Genomic DNA, 17,572 nt, shown 5'->3' with positions numbered 1-17,572 from the left:
CATGATGCCGCGCGCGAAAACTTAGCGCCAATTGTGCGAAAACTGCGAAAAATGAAAGTTTCACTATGTTAAACAGCTTTCCAAATTATTAAACCTCAACTATGCTGCAAACTTATTCAAAGGAAGTATACGAAGGAGCAAGTAATGTTGGCTGAGGCAAGCGCGTTTGCAACAATTGTGGGTTTGATATGTAATTTTAAATCCGAGTCGAGATCTTCATCACAAGATGACTATCAAGAGTTTACCGAGTGGCTCGGTACAAAACGACATGAAAAGGTTCTTGAAGAGCTTGAAGAAAATCAATTGTTGGCAGTCAGTATTAAAAACCTTTTAAGGCAAAATAATGAAGTTGTGCTCAATAAACTATCAAACCTCAATAGCATTCTATTAGACATATCATCTCAACTAGATAACTTTAAAGATATAGCCTCAGCGACTTCAAAAAGAGAAGGCCTTTCAGATCAAGCTGTTTCAATATTACGTCAACTTTATGAATCAGGAGGTAGTTCATTCCTTGAAAGTAAACACGGAAACGAAGTGAATCTTAATATATTGGATGTGCCTAATCCAAACTCATATATAAAGATTGAAGACTTTCGCTTTGTACATAGCGATCTAAATCAACTATCTTCTCTTGGCCTTTTGAGCCTAGATTACAATCCTCATGGGAAACGAAAATTTATAATTACAAGAGCTGCCGCTAAGCTTCTTGAGAATATTAACTAAACCTCAATCTCTGTATACGGTAGGTCTGGTGCTGGGCCTACTATGCGATCATTCTCTATATATGCACTGCCACTTTCTACGCTATCACCCAACACCGTGCTTTGTGTTTCGTCTGAATGTTGTACCAAGGTTGTACCGTTTTGATTCACCGTGATCACTTTCACAATGCTGCGCTGAGTTGTAGCCAGTACAGTGCCGAGTCGATTTAACGTATTAGACATTGCTGATCACCTTAATTGTTTGGTTTACAGTGATTGCACCTTGGCTGCTAATTGATGTGCTTAATGTAGTACTGTCACAGGTGGCTTTATAGAGTGCGTCTGAATACCTGATCCCAACAAGCATGCTTGGTCTGATTGGTGGCAAGGTTGAGAGTAGCTTAGTTCTAATTGTGGACTCTTGTTTGTTACCACTTCTTGCCAGTTCACATGTGCCACGTTGGCGAGCTGCTTGGTTGTCTGTGATTAGGCTGTCAACAATATCTCGGGCATACATATCGCCAGCGGTGCCACTGCGCTTGATTTTACACGCTACGCCTTGTTGCTCGCCGCGCACAAACACGGCATTGTATTCGGGTTGTGTTGTATCGCGGGTGTTATGTTCAAGTATTAATGACTCGTTGAGTATGACATCAGGGCTTGCTTGCTCGGTACTCCAAGGGTTGACGGGCCATTCAGGCACAACCGACACTGTTTTGTTTATATCGTCTATATCGAGTATCGCTCCTATGCTGCTGGCGATTTTTAATAGTGCGGCGGCGGGTGTTAACCCTCTATAGCTAAACGCGCCTTTTGGCACTGGGTAGTCAATCATTTGGTTGTCGAGCGTCCAGCCTGAGTTTTCTAATATATCATTCATGATACCAGCGGCAGTTTTATCAATGCTGTTGGTGTAGTTAGTTGCTCTTGCATATGGTGCTGAGAGTAACGCAAAGCGGCTGCGTATATTGGCTGAGTATGAGTTGTGTGCGAACTTACTACTTATAGATGCTTGCTCGCATATCACTATAAACTCATAGCCATTGACGGTGAGTTTTAGTTCTTTGCCTATTGCACGTTCCATATCGATGCGAGAGCAAAACTTAATATTGCCCGTTGCACTGAACTGACCGCGCGTTGACGTGTAACTAAATTGGCTGATTAATATTTGTTGAGCGTTATCAACTCGCTCACAGGTAATAGTCGGTTGCATGATATAAGCTCGTTGTAATTGTGGCTCTATTGGAATTTTTCTATCAATGGGTGGTATGTCGTCGTCAGATCGAATGAGTCCACCGGGTAAGCCCCAGTAACACACTTTATTTGGTACATTGAGGCTCAATTTGACTGGGTTAGTGTGAGTTACAGCGCGTTTATTAAATCTAATAATCACTTTCCCCGGGGATGGGTGTGCAACTCGATAACATATATACGCCCTATCTGTAGGGCCATAATGAACGGTAAAAGTGCGTGCTACTTTTATTGTCTGTTGCCAATTTTGAATAGTTTCAAACACGGAAAGTGGGTGTGTTTGCCAATTAACCATTGATTCGCTGAGTTCAATATCACTTCGCTGCCAACCTATCGTCGTTGCACTCTTCACACTTTGACTGTTTGACCAAGCATTAACTATGAGTGCGTTAATGTTGTTTTGGACCGCAAACGCTAAAGCGGTTTGTTGTGCCAATGATGCGCGAAGCGCATGGGCTAAGACGCGCACCACAGTTCTTAATTGCTCTGTGTTGTGTATCAGGGTGCTTTCAACCCCAACCAATTCAGGCTCATTAGGTGTTGGCGATTGACCAAACCGAATAACGATAGGCGATTTATATACTGCATAGGGTTTGCTAAACCTTATTTTTATCACTCAGCACTTCCCTGATCTTGAGACGGCAGTTTTGCTTGTACTCTATCTACCGTTTCAGCATTAAACTCACCGGTATCATCAAATATCGTAACCATTAAATTTGGCTCAACACCGTACTCTTCAGGAGTAACAATGCTTACTTGGCCACTTTCTGGAACGGGGCCATGCCAAATTGAATTAAGAGTTCTTCTATTCTGGACAACGACACGGGTTCCGTTGGTGTCAATATTTAACTGCAACTGAGCACGGGGGTTATTCACTTTATTTGGAGATATTTTAAGCTTGAACATAATTACCAACTCTCGATATTTATCCAGATCGAACTTTTATCAGACCCAGCGAAACGCAGACTCCAGTATTGCTGACCATCAATGGCTTTAATTGTCGGCCAGTAATGGCTACTACCTATCCCCATAATTGTTTGGATCATCCCCGGCATATACCCCCGCAAATTAGGTTTTTCTGGGGCTTCAGGATATTTAATTTGAGACATGAAAGTGCTCAGCAACGGGATAGGTGCATAGCCGAGTATGTCATCATCAATATCAGTCATCTCATGGGACGAACTAGAAATTGCTTTTCTCGGTGCATACGTTCTATACCCATCTGAATTATCAGCGTTATATATCTTTGGGTAACTAGTGCTAGTTCCAGAGTTTACAGATTCAATCATGTAATCCAAAGAGTCTTGCCAAGACGTTGATGTAGTGTCTCCTTTTCTTACCCCACAACACGCCATAAATTTACCAGCATCAACCTCTAGTCGTGAATGAATGTCACCACAAAACATAGAGAAGTTATACCAAGTGCCAGATTCGATTGTATACTGTTTACTCGACTTGCTTCTTGTTGTGTCAACGTGACCTAATATTAAATAAAACGCATAGCCAGTACCAATAATTGCCCATGCATTTTGCTCAGATCCTGCACTGACCGGGTGCTTAAATGCTTGTGTATAACCAGCGTGATAAGGGGTCTCAGTATCAATAAATGTTTTCGCCCCTTGAAACAACATAGGGTTTGAATTGAGTGACTGCTCCCAATCTAATCCTTTTGGCCAAAAGCGCACCATGCCGCCTGAGCCAATCTCAGTGTTGTTTTGATATACCACACCGTTAATGTTGTCGTGCACCTTGGACCAACCTAATGGTTGTTTTGTACCATAACCATCAACCAAACATGCATTTAGCACGGCTCTTATTTCACTGCCAGTGCCATATGCTTGGTTAATTTGTGGCGCACCTTCATCATCCCATCTATACACTGTTACTGGTGTTGTCATTAGTCTTTGTTTCCTCTGAATGCCAATGTTGAAGAATCGTATTTAATCTCTGAATGCCCGGGCGATACGGAGCGAGTTAGTGCGATAGGTTTGCTGGCTGTGGTGGTTTCAAATAAAAAGCACTCGCCGGGGTTTAATCCTGCGCCAAACGCTTCTTTGCGTATAAGCAAGTAAGGCGCGCCAGCAAACGGGTTTACTGGGGCGCAATCGGCACTTGTTGAGCCGTGATAAATTGTGCCCACATGCTCACCAATTAATTTATAATCAGTGGTGCTGGTAAACACGATGGCCCAGCGCTGAGCAATTGCGCCTATGTTGCTTAGTTCAATTGGGTATTGCGTGGTATTAATGGCACTAGAAGCGGGTGAACCTGTTGCACCAAAGTTGTTTTGCCAAGCGCTGAGCGTACGCTCGTCTTTGGTGGTAGCTTGTAAGTCACCCATTACATAGGCGCTTGATATTGTAGCCCCTGCGGGGTAAGTGCGTTTAAGTGGGGTTAAAATACGTAGCGTGCTACCTTGAATGTTGTCTACAGTCACAAGCTCTGACAATACCGCTGTTATGATGAACGGGCCAGTAAACGCGCTAATGCCCGCGTTAATAATTACACGGCCTAGGTCTTTGTCATAACTGTAATTATCATCGTTTGCGCTATACAAACTTAGCCCGTCATTATCGACAATATCCACCCAGTTCGCGCCCATTGTTACGCTAATACTCTGGCCATTACTTAAGCTCGTATGTACGGCTCTGCGTCTGTCTTGTACGCATATGATGTTGAATTCGTGAAATATCGGGACGTGTCCGCCCTCGGGTAATTTATTACGGTCGATGCCACCCGGAGGGCTGGGCACATTTATTTCAGTCACTTCATCGTAGTCATAGGTAATGCTGCTTGATTGCATTTCTATCGCAAAATTGAGCGTTACAACGCCTTCGTTAGTGACATTGCCCGATATATTTGTGCCAGAGATTGCACCTGTGCTGTTACTGGATGCACTAAAAAGTGAGCCGCTTAAACTTCTCGCTTTTATGTACACGCTATCACGCGCAAATTGCGACGGTATAACAAATTCTATATCTGTTACTGTATGAGGTTTGATTTTGATAAGTGCGCCAAGGTTTTCGGTCACTGTGCCTTCATAATTAACGGGTTCAACCTCGGTTATCACCCCTGTATTGTAATCAATGCTTGCAAATACATAGCCATTGGCAATAAAACGGCCTTGTCCATCGTCTTGATAGACGGTATTACTACCCACTTTTTTAAGGCGTGTATGATATGGTTCAACGGATTCACCCGCATTTAAATTTAATTGGCCATTGGCAAATACATGGTATCTAAAATCATTTTTAGATAAGTAGTACACAAAAAGAGTGCGCCCAGATACTAGCGGAGAAGAGAGCTTGCCAGAGACGGTTGTACCATTGATAAATGGCCCTTCGGCTAAGTAGTCGATTATGTATCTACTAGAGCGGTACTCTGTTTTAATGTTTGGATATTCAATTAGTAAATCAGGTATATCAAGACTGAACTCCCATATATTGCCGTAGCTGGTTATTGTTGCTGAACGAAACATCTCAGAAACTGGCGGCTTTAACCCCACTTTTGACGTGCGTCTTTGTACAGTTGGAGCAAGCGAGCGCGTTACTTGGTCAACTTGCAGTTCTAGTGTGTTTTGCGTTGTTGCTGTCGTTAAATATGTTGTGCCGTGAAATTTTGTATTGCTATATGTCATCATATCGAGCATATCTGGCAGCAAACTGTCATCACGCAGTAGCTGAGACTCAACAAGTAGCGTGCTCACCAACGGGTCTTCCGGTTGGTCGCTGATAAACACATGCGCATCTTGCAGTTTACTTGCGTCATTCGTTGATACGGCTGGGTAGAGTTTCACTAAATCAAATGCACTTCGTGCGTGGTCAACATCGCTGATAGAGCTAAAAACATCATTAAGCTTGCCACTTACAACTGCTTTGTTGGTGCGGTGCCCACCTGCGTTTGGTGCGCTGCCCAAGCGCTCAGGTTTGAATATTTTTAAGTGACTGCGGATAATACTCATCGTTATACAGTCCTAAGTTTTAATGTAATATTTTCAAAATGCGTCGGAGCTGAGTCACTGAAATATTGTAACGCTGAGCCAGTAACTGGCATTTGGCTGTGGTCCCACACAACTGTATATGTCGTGCCACGTATTGCGATGTCAAATGCCGCTAACTCAGTTTGACTGTGTTCAAATAGCGGGATGTAAAGCGCTGCTTGCTCCAGTACGCTTTCAATCGTAATGGGACGGCCCACAATCACCGTTTTTTCAATGTGCTGTGCGCCGTTGAGGGCATGTTCAGATTGCTCAGCAATTGCTTGATAGCTGTGTTCATCTGTCCAGATTGCATTGTCTAATTGAATGCTATTTATCTCTATCATTGCGCGCTACTCAGTTGCTCTAGTTCGTTTAATAACTCGTCTCGGATGTGGGCATATATTTCTTCCGTTTTTCCGTTTGGTAGGCTTAATTGCAATGTTATTGCTTTACCAGAATGTTGTCGCGAGAGTGTATCAATTAGTCTATTTACAGCGTCAATTAATGCGCTGTTAGTGGTGCTAACAACTGCACGGTTGCTTGATGGGGTTACATTTGTAGGCCAGCTTATTGCTGTGCTTGAGCTTTTAGGTGCTTTGCTAGATTGGGTTTTAAGCGCGGCTCTTTGTTTTTTAATCGCGTCAGCTAGCTCACTTCTCTTGTCCAAGCTTTGGTAGTTGAGTAGTTTAAATATTTTTTTATGTATCGCATCGAGTGCAGCTTTTGTTGTTGCGTTATTTATATCACGCTCAAACCGCTTGAATTGAGTCTCAGCCAGTTTTACGTGTGCGCGTCGCGCTCTTTCATTAAATATCTCAGTACTAGTAAATGAGTATGAAAAATCTTTTTCGTACTTCTCTTGATAATCAACAATTGTTTTAACTGACGGCCGCAGTCGTTTAGCTGAATTGTTAACTCTGGCTTGCGCTTGATCTACACGCTCCAGCTCATCTTTTTGCTGGCGCAAACTGACATAGTTGTCTTCAGCAGCCTTCGTTGCTTCCTTTGTCGCTTCAGTACCACGTTTTGTCGCGTCAGTCGCGTCATCTTGTGCGTTTTTAAAATCGCCCAATAGGTTGTTAACAACAGCTAATATTTGACTGATGCGCGCTTGTTTCTTCTGGTACTCATCAGCAGTGAGCGCCCCCGTTTTGTATTGTTGAGCTGCGTTAGCCAATTCTTGCTGCAACTTTTTTTGTTCGATTGATAGGTCTTTTAGGCTTTTTGTTTCAATCTCGCGCACTCTGGCTAAATCGGTTTCTTGCTCAATGACTAGCCCAGTCTGGTGATTGAGGGCTTTTTGTGCTTTGCTTTTTTGCTCTGCGGATGCGGTTGAACTTTCCAGTATTTTTTTATTGTCTTCCATCGCCACTTTTGTTTTAGCTAACGATTCTGCAAATTTGCGAGTGGCATCACTGTTTATGTCGGTGGCGGGCTTGAGTTTATTGGCTTTTTCAATGAGCTTATCTAGCTCTTCGGTTAACCCCAGTGCTGCGGCGGCCGCTTGCACTGACGCGGGCACCGTTTGGTCTGTAGCATCCGCAGCTTTCACGGCTGCATTGGCCCATTTTAAAAATGCCTGTTGTTGCATGGCAATCGGTTCGTTTTGCTGCTGAATTAGCTCAAACGCGCCTTGTAGTTTGGTGGCCGTTTCTTGCAGCGCCGCGCTACTGGTTAACCCTAACTCTTTATATGCTGCGCTCACATCACCTGCTAAGTAAGCTTGGCGCGCCAATGATTCATTATGCGCTTCAAACTTGGCTTTGAGTGAATCAAGCAGCACAACTTGTTGGCTGTACTCAGCGCCAGAGTTCACAAGGGCGGTGCGTGCTGAGTTTAGAGATTGTATAAAGCCGTCAACGCCTACGCGTACACCATTCAGGTTTTGTGCTTGTTGCTGTAGTGACTCAGTAACTTTGAGTGCGTCGGTCAGTGTTAGGGTTAAAAACGCTTGGCGCTCACGCTCGGCTTGCTCAGCACGTTTGGTTGCTTCTGCTAACTCTTGCTGTTTTTTGGCAACACCTTCAAAAGCGTATGCCCGCTCGTTCCACACAATCGTGCCTTGCTCAACGGCGGCGTCTAACTCATCAGTACTAGTGATTAATACGCCCGTATTTTCACTAACAATTTTGAGTTCTTCAGCAAGTTTGGCTGACGACACTTTTGCGTCACGTTGGCTTTGAGCTACTTGGTTCTCAAGGGTTATTAGCTTGTTGTACTCAACACCGACATTAAACACTTCGTTGATAAGTACTGTGTACAAACCGCCGCGCGCTATAAATCCTATGGCATTTTTCCACTTATTGGTAGCCAACGTAGCTGCATTTGTTGCAACGGTTGCTGACGTTATTGCGGTTTTATATGTGGTAAATGCACGGGTTGCGGCAACGGCACCGCTCACAACGCTACTAAAATACCCGCCAATCTTGAGCGCTAGCCATGCTTTTGCTACAAAGCCTATTTCTTCTCTGTACTCATATAATGTAGAAACCGCATCTTTAATAACTGTGCCTGTGTTTACAATGGTATCGCTGATTGCTTGCGCCCACTCCTGCAAACGGCCATCAGCGGCCATGGCTGCAAACTCGGTGTTGAGGGTGGTGAGCTGGTTCTTCAGCCAATCCATTGCGCCAGATTTTGCGATTAAATTATAAAACTGCTCTAGGTTGTCTTTGGCGTTAGACACTTGGCCACTGAATAGGGCCATTTGCGCCGCTGCTGAGCCTGTGCTTGTTCGGCCCATTTCATCAATCAACTGCTTAATTACATCACGACCCAGTTTGCCGGCAGTTGATAATTTTTGCAGCTCTTGAACATTTTTGCCCGTGGCATTTTCGAGTAGCTCCCACACAGGAATGCCACGCTCAACAAGCTGTAGAATTTCTTCGCCTTGGAGTTTTTGTTTTGCCCATGCTTGGCCAAGAGCCAGTGATACCCCTTGTACTTCTTCAAAGCCACCGCCCAACTTTAGTGCTTGGTCGGTGATCGCTTGTAATGTGCCATCCATCGGGTCAAGGCCAAACGCTTTGAGTTTTACAAACGCTTGGCTAACTTCGCCCAGTTGCAGCGGGGTGTTTTTAGTAAATTGCGTGACCCACTCAGTGGCCTTTGCACCACCTGCAATGCCGCCCATCAGCGCTTGCATTTGCACACCCAACTTTTCAAATTTATCGCCCGTTTCAAATACCGACTTAACAGCGCTGGCTACTCTGTCTAAACCAAAATAAGCTGCGGCCAGTGCGGCGACTTGGCCCGCAACTTTTTTTAAGCTGGTTGCATGGGCTTGCTGTGCTGCATTGCCTTGTTTTAAGTCATTGGTGAATTTATCAACGGACTTGCCTGCCTTATCAAACTGTGCGCCTAAATTGCGTTTTGATGCGCGTAAATTATTGGTATCAACGCCAGAGCGTTTAAGTTGCGCTTGCAGTGCAGCGTGTTTATTGGTGTTTTGCGTGAGTTCGTCACGCATTTGTTTTAAGTCGCGCTCTGCTCGCTCAGTTCCTTGCGCAAGCGCTGATAGTTGTTGATTGCTATCGTTCGCTTGGCGCTGTAATTCATCTAATGCATGGGTTGCGGCGGCCGTGGCTATCTCTTGTTGTTCTAGTTTTTGTTTTGATTGCTCAAAGCTACGGATAAGTTGTTGTTGGTTGCCCAAGCTATCTAGTTCGTTTGCAAGTTTGCCTGCTGTTTGAGCTGTATTTTTTGCGGTTTGTGTGGTGTCGTTTAGCACCGTGTTTAACTGCTCGGTTTTAGGCTCAGCGCTATTAGCACTTGTTGCTACACCATCAATTTGTTCACTGAGTTTTTGTGTCGCGGGGTTTGCAGCATCAGCGCTTTGCTCAACGTTGCGAAGCTCTGTAACGAGTTGCTCAATGTTTTGCTTACCTGTGGCTTCAGCCACAACTCTCAATGCTAATTCTAACGTTTTGTTTGCCATCGGAACTACTCAGTATTAAACAAGGTATAAAATCGTGAAAAAGGGGCCGAAGCCCCAACAGGGAATTAATCGTCTAACTCGGTGTAGATAAAGGGTGCAGGCTTACCATCCACAAGCTTTGCCGTGCCAGTTAAGCCACCGCTCACAAATTCGCTAGCGGCAAAGTCTATGCCTTTATCTGGCATTAATGATGCGCTGAATACTTCAAGCTCAATGGCTTTGCCATTAGCTAAGTTAGTACCTTCGCCAAATATGCGGGCACGTACTTGTGACTCCATGCCACCTTGAATACGCTTACCACTGCGCGCATTGTGCTGATAACTCGTAGTAATGCTGCCACCTGCATCTACTGCACCGCCTTTAACTGCGCGAAGTAAACCAAGGGCATAATTAATTTCGTAGTCAACACCAAGTGTTAATTCAGTGGATGCTTGTTTAATGCTCAAACCTGCTTCAGCAAGGTTTTTATGGCCCAACTCTAACCAGCCTTGGTTAGCGGGTAGTGTTTTAGCTACATCGGTTACGGTGCCGCTAGCATCATTTATTTCAACCACCTTACCCATCAGCGCAAGTGCCAAGAGGTCGGCGGGTTGGTCGTCAAATTCACAGGATATTTCTGTGGGTTTGGCAATTTTTACATCATCCAAAGCTTGGCCATAAGAAGCTTTTTTATTGGATGTGCGGGTTTTTGTGTCGGCATCAGTTTTTATCTCCAACTTGGTCATGTTGATAGGACCAAAAATGCCGATGCTTTGGTTTTGGTCGTTTAATCGGTCAATAAAGAAATTGCCCGCTACTAATAAGCCACTCATTACAGTGCTCCTTTAAACTTCATTTGACAGGTAAAGGCCAGCGGGTAAAACGCGTGGCCGCTTGTATATCTAGGTTTGATTGGGGTGTTAATGCGCTGCCAAGGGCCTGCATCGCCTGTTTTTTTGCCAGCTACTGCACGAATGGTTTTAGCAATGTTCAGGCCTGCATGTTTGCTGTTTTTACGCTCAGCAAGAATGACAAGCCACGTTTGCTTAATTTGCACATTGGCACCTGCTTGGGTGGGGCCATTTAGCTGCTCGCCGTAATATAAATAAAACAAACAAGGGGTGTGGTTGGTTTTATCTATTTCCGCTAAATCATCTAGTGCTTTAACGTGTCGAATGCCTGAAATATCGTTCAAAGCCTTTTCAAGTAACGGGCCAGCGGCTAAGTAGTCGTCTTTTATTTCAAACATCAAATAAACCCCTTAGACTTAGCGCGGGCAAATACGCTACCTGCGGACTCCATATAGGCCGTGTCGTTGGTTGCGGCTTTATCGCCTTGGCTATCGATACCTAGCGCCACCTTGCCTTGGTTGACCGCTTGTAAAAATTTCAGTGCATCCGTATAGCGGGTGTGTATGTGCTCTGGGGCGTTGTCGCTACTTAAAAAATAACGGGCAATGTCACAACAAATACGCACTAATGCAGTGGGTACGGTGCTTAATGGCAAGGTGTAACGGCCCGCTAAGTAGCCGTTAATTTCTGCTGTTGCATCAATGAGTGATTGCTCAAGCACAGGGATATTTATTTCACTGGGTGTGCTGCCTTCGCGCTCAGTGAGCAAAATTAAATCTTGCTCATTAAAGCGGGTTTGCATATCCGCTGTGCTGGCGTAACTCATGGTTATTGCTCCGCGTTAACAACGTTGCTCTGATACCAAGTCCAAGCATCGTCTCGTTGCGTGGCCGTTGGTTTTTGCTCACCTTCAACGCCATCCACTTCAAAAGCTAACTCATCCACAGTGGGCTTTTTGCTTGGCTTTAGCTCGTGCATTGCTGCAATGATGTGTGCAAGCTCTTCTGGTGCGTTACTTAGATCCAAAACTACATCGTTGCCCACACCTCGTGGCTCCATGTTTTGCGCCGTACTAGCAACTTCACTCGCTTTAAGCACTTGCACTTTAATGCGTGTGTCTTTTTTAAGTGCTTCAAGCTGCTGCTCAGACACTGGCACGTTATCGTTTTGCCCGTAATTAAGGGTAAGGCCCGCGCGGCGGTAGCCATTGGGTTGCTGACTGAAAATACATACTGTATGAGCTGTTTGATTAGCCATTTCATTGTCCATCCTATTTTTTGGCCCCAAATGATGGGGGCATTGGGTTAAGCGTCTAGGTAGTCAGCCACGCACAGCTTTAAGCGGCCTTTGAGTTCATTAGAGCTATTGTTTTCAATTTCGCGCTCAAGTAGCTTGGTTGCGACATCTTCAAGCTCTGGCGGTACAACTAATTTTCTAGGGCGAATACCTAATTTGCGGCCACCATCAGCCGTGAAGGTGCGCATTGATTTAATGCTGTGCCAAAGGTTGTCGGCATTGAGGGCGCGTTTATTGGCAAAGGCCAGTTGCCAAAAGCTAAAACCCGCTGCATCACGGCAATCCACGCCGTAGCGGAATAGTTTTTTAGTGAATACCGCTTCATCATCGACTTTGGTCATGCTGATAAAAACGGGCTTCTTACGCTCTTGAAAAATGATGGGTTTTAGTACTTTTGAGTCATCAATCACATACCAGATAGGTCCTGTGTAGGCACCGTCTTCAGCCATATTGGCTACGCTTTCAACTGCACCCGTGCCATCTGCTTTTTCATACACAAGATGGTCAGTATCAAAGTAGTTTTGGCCGTCATAGCAAAGAGTAGTAAAGCCTGCGCGCAGCAATGGCCAACATACTTCATCTGGGTGAATGCCTGCACTGCGGCCCAGCTCTTTCATAAGGGGGGCGTAGACGCCAATTTGGTCATCTTCTATATCATTACGCTCTACACTGACAGTGCCTTCAAAATCTTCATTCACAATGGTGTAGCCGTGGGCTTTCATTGACTCAAGCTGGCGTTCACCGACCCATTTTTTAAGTGAAGGGAATTTGCCAAGCCAGCCGTAAGTGTTGCTCTTGGTATTGGACTGGATCACCGTAGCAATTTCTGTGTATTGTGGTTCTGCTTCGCTTAAACCGTCTTGAAAGTTCTTTTTAAAGCCCGTTTGCAGGCTGGTTAATAATGCTGGGGTAACAATGGCCATTATTGGTTGTCCTCTTTAAGTAACGCGGCATAGTCGGTGTAACTAATACCTAATTGGTCGGCGGCGTATTTATGCTCTGTTGACAGCGCTGCGACACCTGTTTTCTGGCTGTCAGGTTTTGGTATATCCGGGGCTTGTTGAGCGGTTAAAGCCGCAATAGGACTGCGGCTATCAAGCACAGAGTTAAGTGCCGCTAAGCCGTTTTGCTTGCCCAGTTGTGTTAAATAGTCCACCTCAGAGGCGACCACTCGGCCATCTTGCTTGGCTTTATCTATGGTGCTTTCAATGGTCATGCCTTGGTGCTGGGTGTTCAATGCAGCGAGTTGGCCATAAAGCGCGTTGTAGGCTTCAACGGGTACAAATTTGCTGAGGTCTACTTGCTTGGAACCTTGCTCAACTTGTGCGGTGAGCACGGCAATTTGTGTGTCTTTGCTCTCGGTGGCTTTTACTTTTTGGTTAAGGTCGGCAATAGCGGCTTCACCTTGGCTAATATGCTCAGCGGTGACATCACCCGTTACGGTAATGCCAAGCGCCGCTAGTAGCTTTTGGGCTTCGTTCATGGGGCTTGTTCCTGTGGTTTGGGTAAAAAATTGGGCGTTTAGTACGGCGATTTCATCAAGGCCCGTTAATGCTGGGTCGTTGGTTAATGCAACGTGCAGTAATACAAGGGGGCGGCCTGTGTTCTTGTCGTATAAAAATACGGGGCTGACGTAGCGGTATTCTTTAGCAAGCAAGGCTTTGTGTGCGGCATCAGTCCATGCCACGTTTTTGGCATACACACCTTCACCGGGTACATACTCCAATGCATCGGGTTTAAACCAGCCAGAAGCGGGCGCAGGCTGGCCGTTTTTTTCTTTGTGTAGTGTTTGGTGCTCGTAATCAAACAAGAAGTCGTTTTTGCGGGTCGCTGCGCTGAGCTGCAAATTAGCAAAAGCTATGTCATCCATTAGCCATTTACGGCTAGGCACATCAAAAGGGCGGCCATCACGGCTGGCAAATTCACCATCGGGGATAATTAAAACGCGCTCACTAGTGCCGTGCTCGTTAGGTAGAGCTGTGACATTGCATATGGCTAAACCTAGACTTTGGGCAGTTGTGGTGTTTGGCATGTTCTGGCACTAAAATGTTTGTCTTGGTGCCAGTATGTGGATTTGGAGTGGAAGTGTATTTTAAACTGGGTTAATAAATACAGCTTATTCAAAAGGCGCTAAATGCTCTTTTTTCAGTCTGTTTAGTAACGTTGAGAGTTGCTGTTGTTCTGAACTATTAGGTTCAAGTTTGTCTATTATGATTTTGATGATGTCTGTTGCTTCATAAAATGCTTGGCTTTTTACAAAGAAGCCGTGCTCATCATACCCATTTTGTAATTTAGATAGATAAAGTAATGTTGTTATTCTTCCAAGATAGTCAAGATTGTGATTAGTTAAGATTTGCTCTATGACGTTAAGCTGTAAAAGGAGGCTCTGTTCAATTTCATAAAAAGCGGAATAAACTTCACCATGGCCCATTGCTTTTCTGGTAACTTTAAAAGTTCGGGCGCGAAGTCTAAGTTCTTTATTAGGAAATGGCTTGTTTAGAAGGCTTTGTATCTTTCCTTCCTCATTATGCAAGATTTCAACTAAGTAATTGACTCTTTCATATGAGGCGTTTTCTCTTTGTACGGATATTTGCTGCTCTATTATATTTGTTTGTGCTCGTGTAGCTTCAACAAGTTGTACATTTATGTTGGTTTGGTTTGACGCTTCAAGACTCATTGCCTCCTGTGATTCCCGTGTTCTTTTCAACTCTAATCGGCTAGCTTTAAGCTCCTTCATTTGTAGAAGCAAAGAGAATATAAGCATTAAGATGGTACAGAAGGTAAGTAAGGGGTTTAGCATCCCACCAAAGAAGTCACCAAGCGCACCAAATTGACCACGCAATGATTCCCAATTTTTGGCGTCATAGCGTACAGGAAATAGTTGTTCGAACCCTTGATAGTAGATAAGAACAAAGAACGAGGAAAAAATGAATGCGATTGAGGGAATCACCCACATTGCGTGTCTAACTACTTTAGAAAAGCTTTCGAGAGAGCTTTCTTCATTCTGCTCTTGCTGATTTGATATATGTAATTCTTTATGGGGCGTTGCCATTTTAGAATATTCCTATTAAAGGTGTGGTTATATTCGTGAGGGGCGGCTAGGTGTCTTCTTTTCTTACTTCAGGCTGTTTTAAATCAGGGTTGTCTTTGTAATCAGTACTCAATTGAGTTTTGAATGCTTCCCTAGCTGAAGATGTCATATCAGCAAAGTCTTGTGTGTCATCAGCACGGATCTTTATTTTCATATCTAATGCTTGTTCGTACATAGCTTGATATTCATTTTTTTTCTCATCGCTAACGAGAGGGTCGTTTAGTACTTCTCTAAAAAGTTCTAGTTGTTTGCTGTTTGATTTGTTGAACAAAAACTTGAATCCATTTAGAGTTCCTAAGTTACCAATCAATTTTAAACAGTGTGCTACGAATAGCGTGAAGGCGGGAATGAAGGTAATAACCACTTGCTGCACACTTTCATTAGGAATGTCTTGGGCTGCGTACAGTGCAACGCCACCAATGAGAGAAGCGCTTGTATTTGCGATAGATGACACTTTTTTCATCGACACTCTCTATCTTGCTTTTCAATTTTTTTATGTAGAGCAAGCAAATCCTCATACGGCGTTTTTTCGCTAACTCTGACTTTTCGTGTCTTTTCCACACCATTGACGTTTTCTTTGAATGTGACTACTACACCAAAGAATTTACATAGTAGTGTGTATACTATGATTTTCGCTCCCCAATAAATGAAAGGAGCTAATGCTACTACAAGCACTAATAGAGCTATTTTATCATGCATTTAACTCCCTCCTTTAATGTTCATGTTTCAGTTCTCTCATTAAGTAATTTACAAGTACACTTCTTCAATAAACCAGTTTTTCTCAGTGGTACTGTTTCGCTTGTATTGGGCAACAAGCTTGACTCTGTATGCATCGTCAAAAACGGCTTCGCCCATCCCGCCCTGAACATGTCTAATAAAGCTGGCATCTTGCATCGTGACAGTTAAATCTTGATCATCATAGTTAATACGCCAGTTTTTCTGTTTATCTTTATGCACTGATAAAAAGGTAACACGTACGTTGTCATGTATTTCGTCTTCCATCGTTTGCTCTTTTACAGGGTAGCGCTGTGCTCTAAAACTTGCAGAATCCTCTTTTTCTATATCGACGATTACTTCACGCGATTCAGAATCTCCACGAATGACCTCTAGGACCTGTATACCTTCTTTGTTAAGAGGTTTTTGAACAAACTTGTTGAATGCTGTTCTTATTGTAGGAGATGCTATTGCATTTCGTAAAAAACCATCGACCTGCAATGTTGAACCATCTTCTTTAGCTATGATGCAGTGGCCATCAGTGTGATGTGCAAGCCGATCAATAGTTTCACCTTGTAGCCACTTCAAAGCTCCAACAATACCTCCTGCAAGAGCAGGAGCGCCAAATCCGATAGCTGATAGTGTGCTAATATCAGTTGATTCTATGACGTTTAAAATAAATTCAAATGACCCTTCCTCAAACCCACCTTGGACTTGAATTTGTAAGTCATCATTTGAACCGTTTAGTGATTCGTGCACTTCTTTAATCAGTGCGTCTAATCCTGCTAATGATTCAGCTAAAACACCTAAATCCATTGAATGTTCTTCAAGTGCTTCACCGTCAAATCGTAATACAACTTTTTCCATATTGATTATCTTATTTTTTATATGTGAGCTTAAATTTTTGCATTGAGGTAGGCACAAACATTGAAGTTTAAAACGTACCGTCCTTAATACATTTTGCGCACACTTTATCGGAATATATGATAAAAGTCTCTAGCCCAAATTAGACATAGGCATAGGTTTTGGTTTAGTAAAAAGCTTGAGCGACCAAATTGTCTATTCAATTCATATGAATAGATTCATATTTAAATATTAAAAAAAATAATAAATTTCTTTGAGTAAATGCCCTTTTCATCATTTTAGAAACGTTTCTAAACGCCTTTAATGCTCATATCACCTACAACAACACCCATCGCTAGCACTTATACATCAGTAAACGCCTCAGAGGGCTTCTGAGGCGTTTTTTAGTTTTCGGTAAAATAGTTGCTGAGAGTGTCCAAAATATTAGTTTCCTCATCGGGGCTTACTCCCAGATATTGCCGCTGGTCTATCGCAGCAGGCCCAGGAGCCATTTCTGGCAAACCGCCAAAATTATGAATAGCGGCGTAAGGCTTATTGCTGCTTATCTGTGCCCATAACGCGCCGCTATCGGCAGCTATGCTGGCTGCTAAGCCGCCAGCGCTTAGCTGTAGCATTTGCCCGCCAACACGTTTGGGGTTTTGTTTTAGGTAGTTTTCGCTAAGTGCTGGCCATGCTTCGCCTGTAACAGGGCTGCGCTCTTGGGCAAAGGCGTCTTCTGTTGCGCCCTCTAAAATTGCGGCTATTTCGTTCATTGGCTCGCTGAGGTCGTTAAACTTTGCAGCTATCTCGTTGAGTACTTGGGTTGCATCGCCGTGCGTGAGTATGGCTATTTTGCTGGTCATATTGTAATCACTAGTTAGTTGAGTAATAATTGTTGGTGGTGGTAGTGTTTCCAACGGGTAACGG

Annotated in this window: 19 protein-coding genes; 1 reads left to right on the top strand and 18 read right to left on the bottom strand. The window is 43.9% G+C overall.

The window, feature by feature from the left end:
• The first annotated feature begins 144 nt into the window (after positions 1 to 144).
• Positions 145 to 726 carry a hypothetical protein gene (locus SANK73390_RS20970; protein WP_462768261.1) on the top strand — a complete coding sequence of 194 codons (582 nt, stop codon included), beginning with the start codon at positions 145 to 147 and terminating at the stop codon, positions 724 to 726.
• On the opposite strand, the gene SANK73390_RS20965 is transcribed toward SANK73390_RS20970, so the two are convergent.
• The 18 genes from SANK73390_RS20965 to SANK73390_RS20880 form a co-directional block, all read right to left on the bottom strand.
• The gene (locus SANK73390_RS20965) at positions 723 to 947 is read right to left on the bottom strand and encodes a hypothetical protein (RefSeq protein WP_462768260.1); all 225 of its coding nucleotides are present in this window, start codon (positions 945 to 947) and stop codon (positions 723 to 725) included. The genes SANK73390_RS20970 and SANK73390_RS20965 overlap by 4 nt on opposite strands.
• The gene (locus SANK73390_RS20960) at positions 940 to 2,571 is read right to left on the bottom strand and encodes a hypothetical protein (RefSeq protein WP_462768259.1); all 1,632 of its coding nucleotides are present in this window, start codon (positions 2,569 to 2,571) and stop codon (positions 940 to 942) included. The genes SANK73390_RS20965 and SANK73390_RS20960 overlap by 8 nt, the downstream gene beginning before the upstream one ends.
• Entirely contained in the window at positions 2,568 to 2,861 is a 294-nt protein-coding gene (locus SANK73390_RS20955; RefSeq protein WP_462768258.1) for a hypothetical protein, read from the bottom strand. Before SANK73390_RS20955 ends, SANK73390_RS20960 begins: the two co-directional genes overlap by 4 nt.
• A 2-nt stretch (positions 2,862 to 2,863) precedes the next feature.
• The gene (locus SANK73390_RS20950) at positions 2,864 to 3,853 is read right to left on the bottom strand and encodes a hypothetical protein (RefSeq protein WP_462768257.1); all 990 of its coding nucleotides are present in this window, start codon (positions 3,851 to 3,853) and stop codon (positions 2,864 to 2,866) included.
• Positions 3,853 to 5,916 (bottom strand): hypothetical protein, encoded by a 2,064-nt coding sequence (locus SANK73390_RS20945; protein ID WP_462768256.1) that lies wholly within the window; start codon positions 5,914 to 5,916, stop codon positions 3,853 to 3,855. The genes SANK73390_RS20950 and SANK73390_RS20945 overlap by 1 nt, the downstream gene beginning before the upstream one ends.
• 2 nt (positions 5,917 to 5,918) lie before the next feature.
• Positions 5,919 to 6,278: a hypothetical protein gene (locus SANK73390_RS20940; protein WP_462768255.1), complete on the bottom strand. Its 360-nt coding sequence runs from the start codon at positions 6,276 to 6,278 to the stop codon at positions 5,919 to 5,921.
• Positions 6,275 to 9,871 (bottom strand): tape measure protein, encoded by a 3,597-nt coding sequence (locus SANK73390_RS20935; RefSeq protein ID WP_462768254.1) that lies wholly within the window; start codon positions 9,869 to 9,871, stop codon positions 6,275 to 6,277. The genes SANK73390_RS20940 and SANK73390_RS20935 overlap by 4 nt, the downstream gene beginning before the upstream one ends.
• Before the next feature lie 65 nt (positions 9,872 to 9,936).
• Positions 9,937 to 10,683: a phage tail tube protein gene (locus tag SANK73390_RS20930; RefSeq protein WP_462768253.1), complete on the bottom strand. Its 747-nt coding sequence runs from the start codon at positions 10,681 to 10,683 to the stop codon at positions 9,937 to 9,939.
• The gene (locus tag SANK73390_RS20925; protein ID WP_462768252.1) at positions 10,683 to 11,099 is read right to left on the bottom strand and encodes a phage tail terminator protein; all 417 of its coding nucleotides are present in this window, start codon (positions 11,097 to 11,099) and stop codon (positions 10,683 to 10,685) included. The genes SANK73390_RS20930 and SANK73390_RS20925 overlap by 1 nt, the downstream gene beginning before the upstream one ends.
• Positions 11,099 to 11,527: a gp436 family protein gene (locus SANK73390_RS20920; protein ID WP_462768251.1), complete on the bottom strand. Its 429-nt coding sequence runs from the start codon at positions 11,525 to 11,527 to the stop codon at positions 11,099 to 11,101. The genes SANK73390_RS20925 and SANK73390_RS20920 overlap by 1 nt, the downstream gene beginning before the upstream one ends.
• Before the next feature lie 2 nt (positions 11,528 to 11,529).
• Positions 11,530 to 11,958, bottom strand: coding sequence for an HI1506-related protein (locus SANK73390_RS20915; RefSeq protein ID WP_462768250.1), 429 nt, complete (start codon positions 11,956 to 11,958; stop codon positions 11,530 to 11,532).
• Between the two features lie 47 nt (positions 11,959 to 12,005).
• Positions 12,006 to 12,920, bottom strand: coding sequence for a Mu-like prophage major head subunit gpT family protein (locus SANK73390_RS20910; RefSeq protein ID WP_462768249.1), 915 nt, complete (start codon positions 12,918 to 12,920; stop codon positions 12,006 to 12,008).
• Positions 12,920 to 14,029 (bottom strand): phage protease, encoded by a 1,110-nt coding sequence (locus SANK73390_RS20905; RefSeq protein ID WP_462768248.1) that lies wholly within the window; start codon positions 14,027 to 14,029, stop codon positions 12,920 to 12,922. The genes SANK73390_RS20910 and SANK73390_RS20905 overlap by 1 nt, the downstream gene beginning before the upstream one ends.
• 84 nt (positions 14,030 to 14,113) lie before the next feature.
• Complete coding sequence (locus SANK73390_RS20900; RefSeq protein ID WP_462768247.1) at positions 14,114 to 15,049, bottom strand: hypothetical protein; 936 nt, start codon at positions 15,047 to 15,049, stop codon at positions 14,114 to 14,116.
• Positions 15,050 to 15,095: 46 nt separating this feature from the next.
• Complete coding sequence (locus SANK73390_RS20895; protein ID WP_462768246.1) at positions 15,096 to 15,551, bottom strand: hypothetical protein; 456 nt, start codon at positions 15,549 to 15,551, stop codon at positions 15,096 to 15,098.
• Complete coding sequence (locus SANK73390_RS20890) at positions 15,548 to 15,787, bottom strand: hypothetical protein (protein ID WP_462768245.1); 240 nt, start codon at positions 15,785 to 15,787, stop codon at positions 15,548 to 15,550. Before SANK73390_RS20890 ends, SANK73390_RS20895 begins: the two co-directional genes overlap by 4 nt.
• Positions 15,788 to 15,835: 48 nt before the next feature.
• Positions 15,836 to 16,669 (bottom strand): hypothetical protein, encoded by an 834-nt coding sequence (locus SANK73390_RS20885; RefSeq protein WP_462768244.1) that lies wholly within the window; start codon positions 16,667 to 16,669, stop codon positions 15,836 to 15,838.
• Between the two features lie 380 nt (positions 16,670 to 17,049).
• Positions 17,050 to 17,508 carry a phage virion morphogenesis protein gene (locus SANK73390_RS20880; protein ID WP_462768243.1) on the bottom strand — a complete coding sequence of 153 codons (459 nt, stop codon included), beginning with the start codon at positions 17,506 to 17,508 and terminating at the stop codon, positions 17,050 to 17,052.
• Between the last annotated feature and the right edge of the window lie 64 nt (positions 17,509 to 17,572).

The sequence above is a fragment of the Pseudoalteromonas sp. SANK 73390 genome (assembly GCF_054966645.1).
This window is presented reverse-complemented; position numbering and strand designations above follow the sequence as displayed.

Excerpts from the sequence above, each read along its gene's own strand:
- SANK73390_RS20910 (WP_462768249.1), bottom strand. The coding sequence starts at position 12,920 with ATGGCCATTGTTACCCCAGCATTATTAACCAGCCTGCAAACGGGCTTT.
- SANK73390_RS20940 (WP_462768255.1), bottom strand. The coding sequence starts at position 6,278 with ATGATAGAGATAAATAGCATTCAATTAGACAATGCAATCTGGACAGAT.
- SANK73390_RS20935 (WP_462768254.1), bottom strand. The coding sequence starts at position 9,871 with ATGGCAAACAAAACGTTAGAATTAGCATTGAGAGTTGTGGCTGAAGCC.
- SANK73390_RS20930 (WP_462768253.1), bottom strand. The coding sequence starts at position 10,683 with ATGAGTGGCTTATTAGTAGCGGGCAATTTCTTTATTGACCGATTAAAC.
- SANK73390_RS20965 (WP_462768260.1), bottom strand. The coding sequence starts at position 947 with ATGTCTAATACGTTAAATCGACTCGGCACTGTACTGGCTACAACTCAG.
- SANK73390_RS20955 (WP_462768258.1), bottom strand. The coding sequence starts at position 2,861 with ATGTTCAAGCTTAAAATATCTCCAAATAAAGTGAATAACCCCCGTGCT.
- SANK73390_RS20970 (WP_462768261.1), top strand. The coding sequence starts at position 145 with ATGTTGGCTGAGGCAAGCGCGTTTGCAACAATTGTGGGTTTGATATGT.
- SANK73390_RS20915 (WP_462768250.1), bottom strand. The coding sequence starts at position 11,958 with ATGGCTAATCAAACAGCTCATACAGTATGTATTTTCAGTCAGCAACCC.
- SANK73390_RS20895 (WP_462768246.1), bottom strand. The coding sequence starts at position 15,551 with ATGAAAAAAGTGTCATCTATCGCAAATACAAGCGCTTCTCTCATTGGT.
- SANK73390_RS20890 (WP_462768245.1), bottom strand. The coding sequence starts at position 15,787 with ATGCATGATAAAATAGCTCTATTAGTGCTTGTAGTAGCATTAGCTCCT.
- SANK73390_RS20925 (WP_462768252.1), bottom strand. The coding sequence starts at position 11,099 with ATGTTTGAAATAAAAGACGACTACTTAGCCGCTGGCCCGTTACTTGAA.
- SANK73390_RS20880 (WP_462768243.1), bottom strand. The coding sequence starts at position 17,508 with ATGACCAGCAAAATAGCCATACTCACGCACGGCGATGCAACCCAAGTA.
- SANK73390_RS20920 (WP_462768251.1), bottom strand. The coding sequence starts at position 11,527 with ATGAGTTACGCCAGCACAGCGGATATGCAAACCCGCTTTAATGAGCAA.
- SANK73390_RS20900 (WP_462768247.1), bottom strand. The coding sequence starts at position 15,049 with ATGGCAACGCCCCATAAAGAATTACATATATCAAATCAGCAAGAGCAG.
- SANK73390_RS20905 (WP_462768248.1), bottom strand. The coding sequence starts at position 14,029 with ATGCCAAACACCACAACTGCCCAAAGTCTAGGTTTAGCCATATGCAAT.
- SANK73390_RS20950 (WP_462768257.1), bottom strand. The coding sequence starts at position 3,853 with ATGACAACACCAGTAACAGTGTATAGATGGGATGATGAAGGTGCGCCA.
- SANK73390_RS20885 (WP_462768244.1), bottom strand. The coding sequence starts at position 16,669 with ATGGAAAAAGTTGTATTACGATTTGACGGTGAAGCACTTGAAGAACAT.
- SANK73390_RS20945 (WP_462768256.1), bottom strand. The coding sequence starts at position 5,916 with ATGAGTATTATCCGCAGTCACTTAAAAATATTCAAACCTGAGCGCTTG.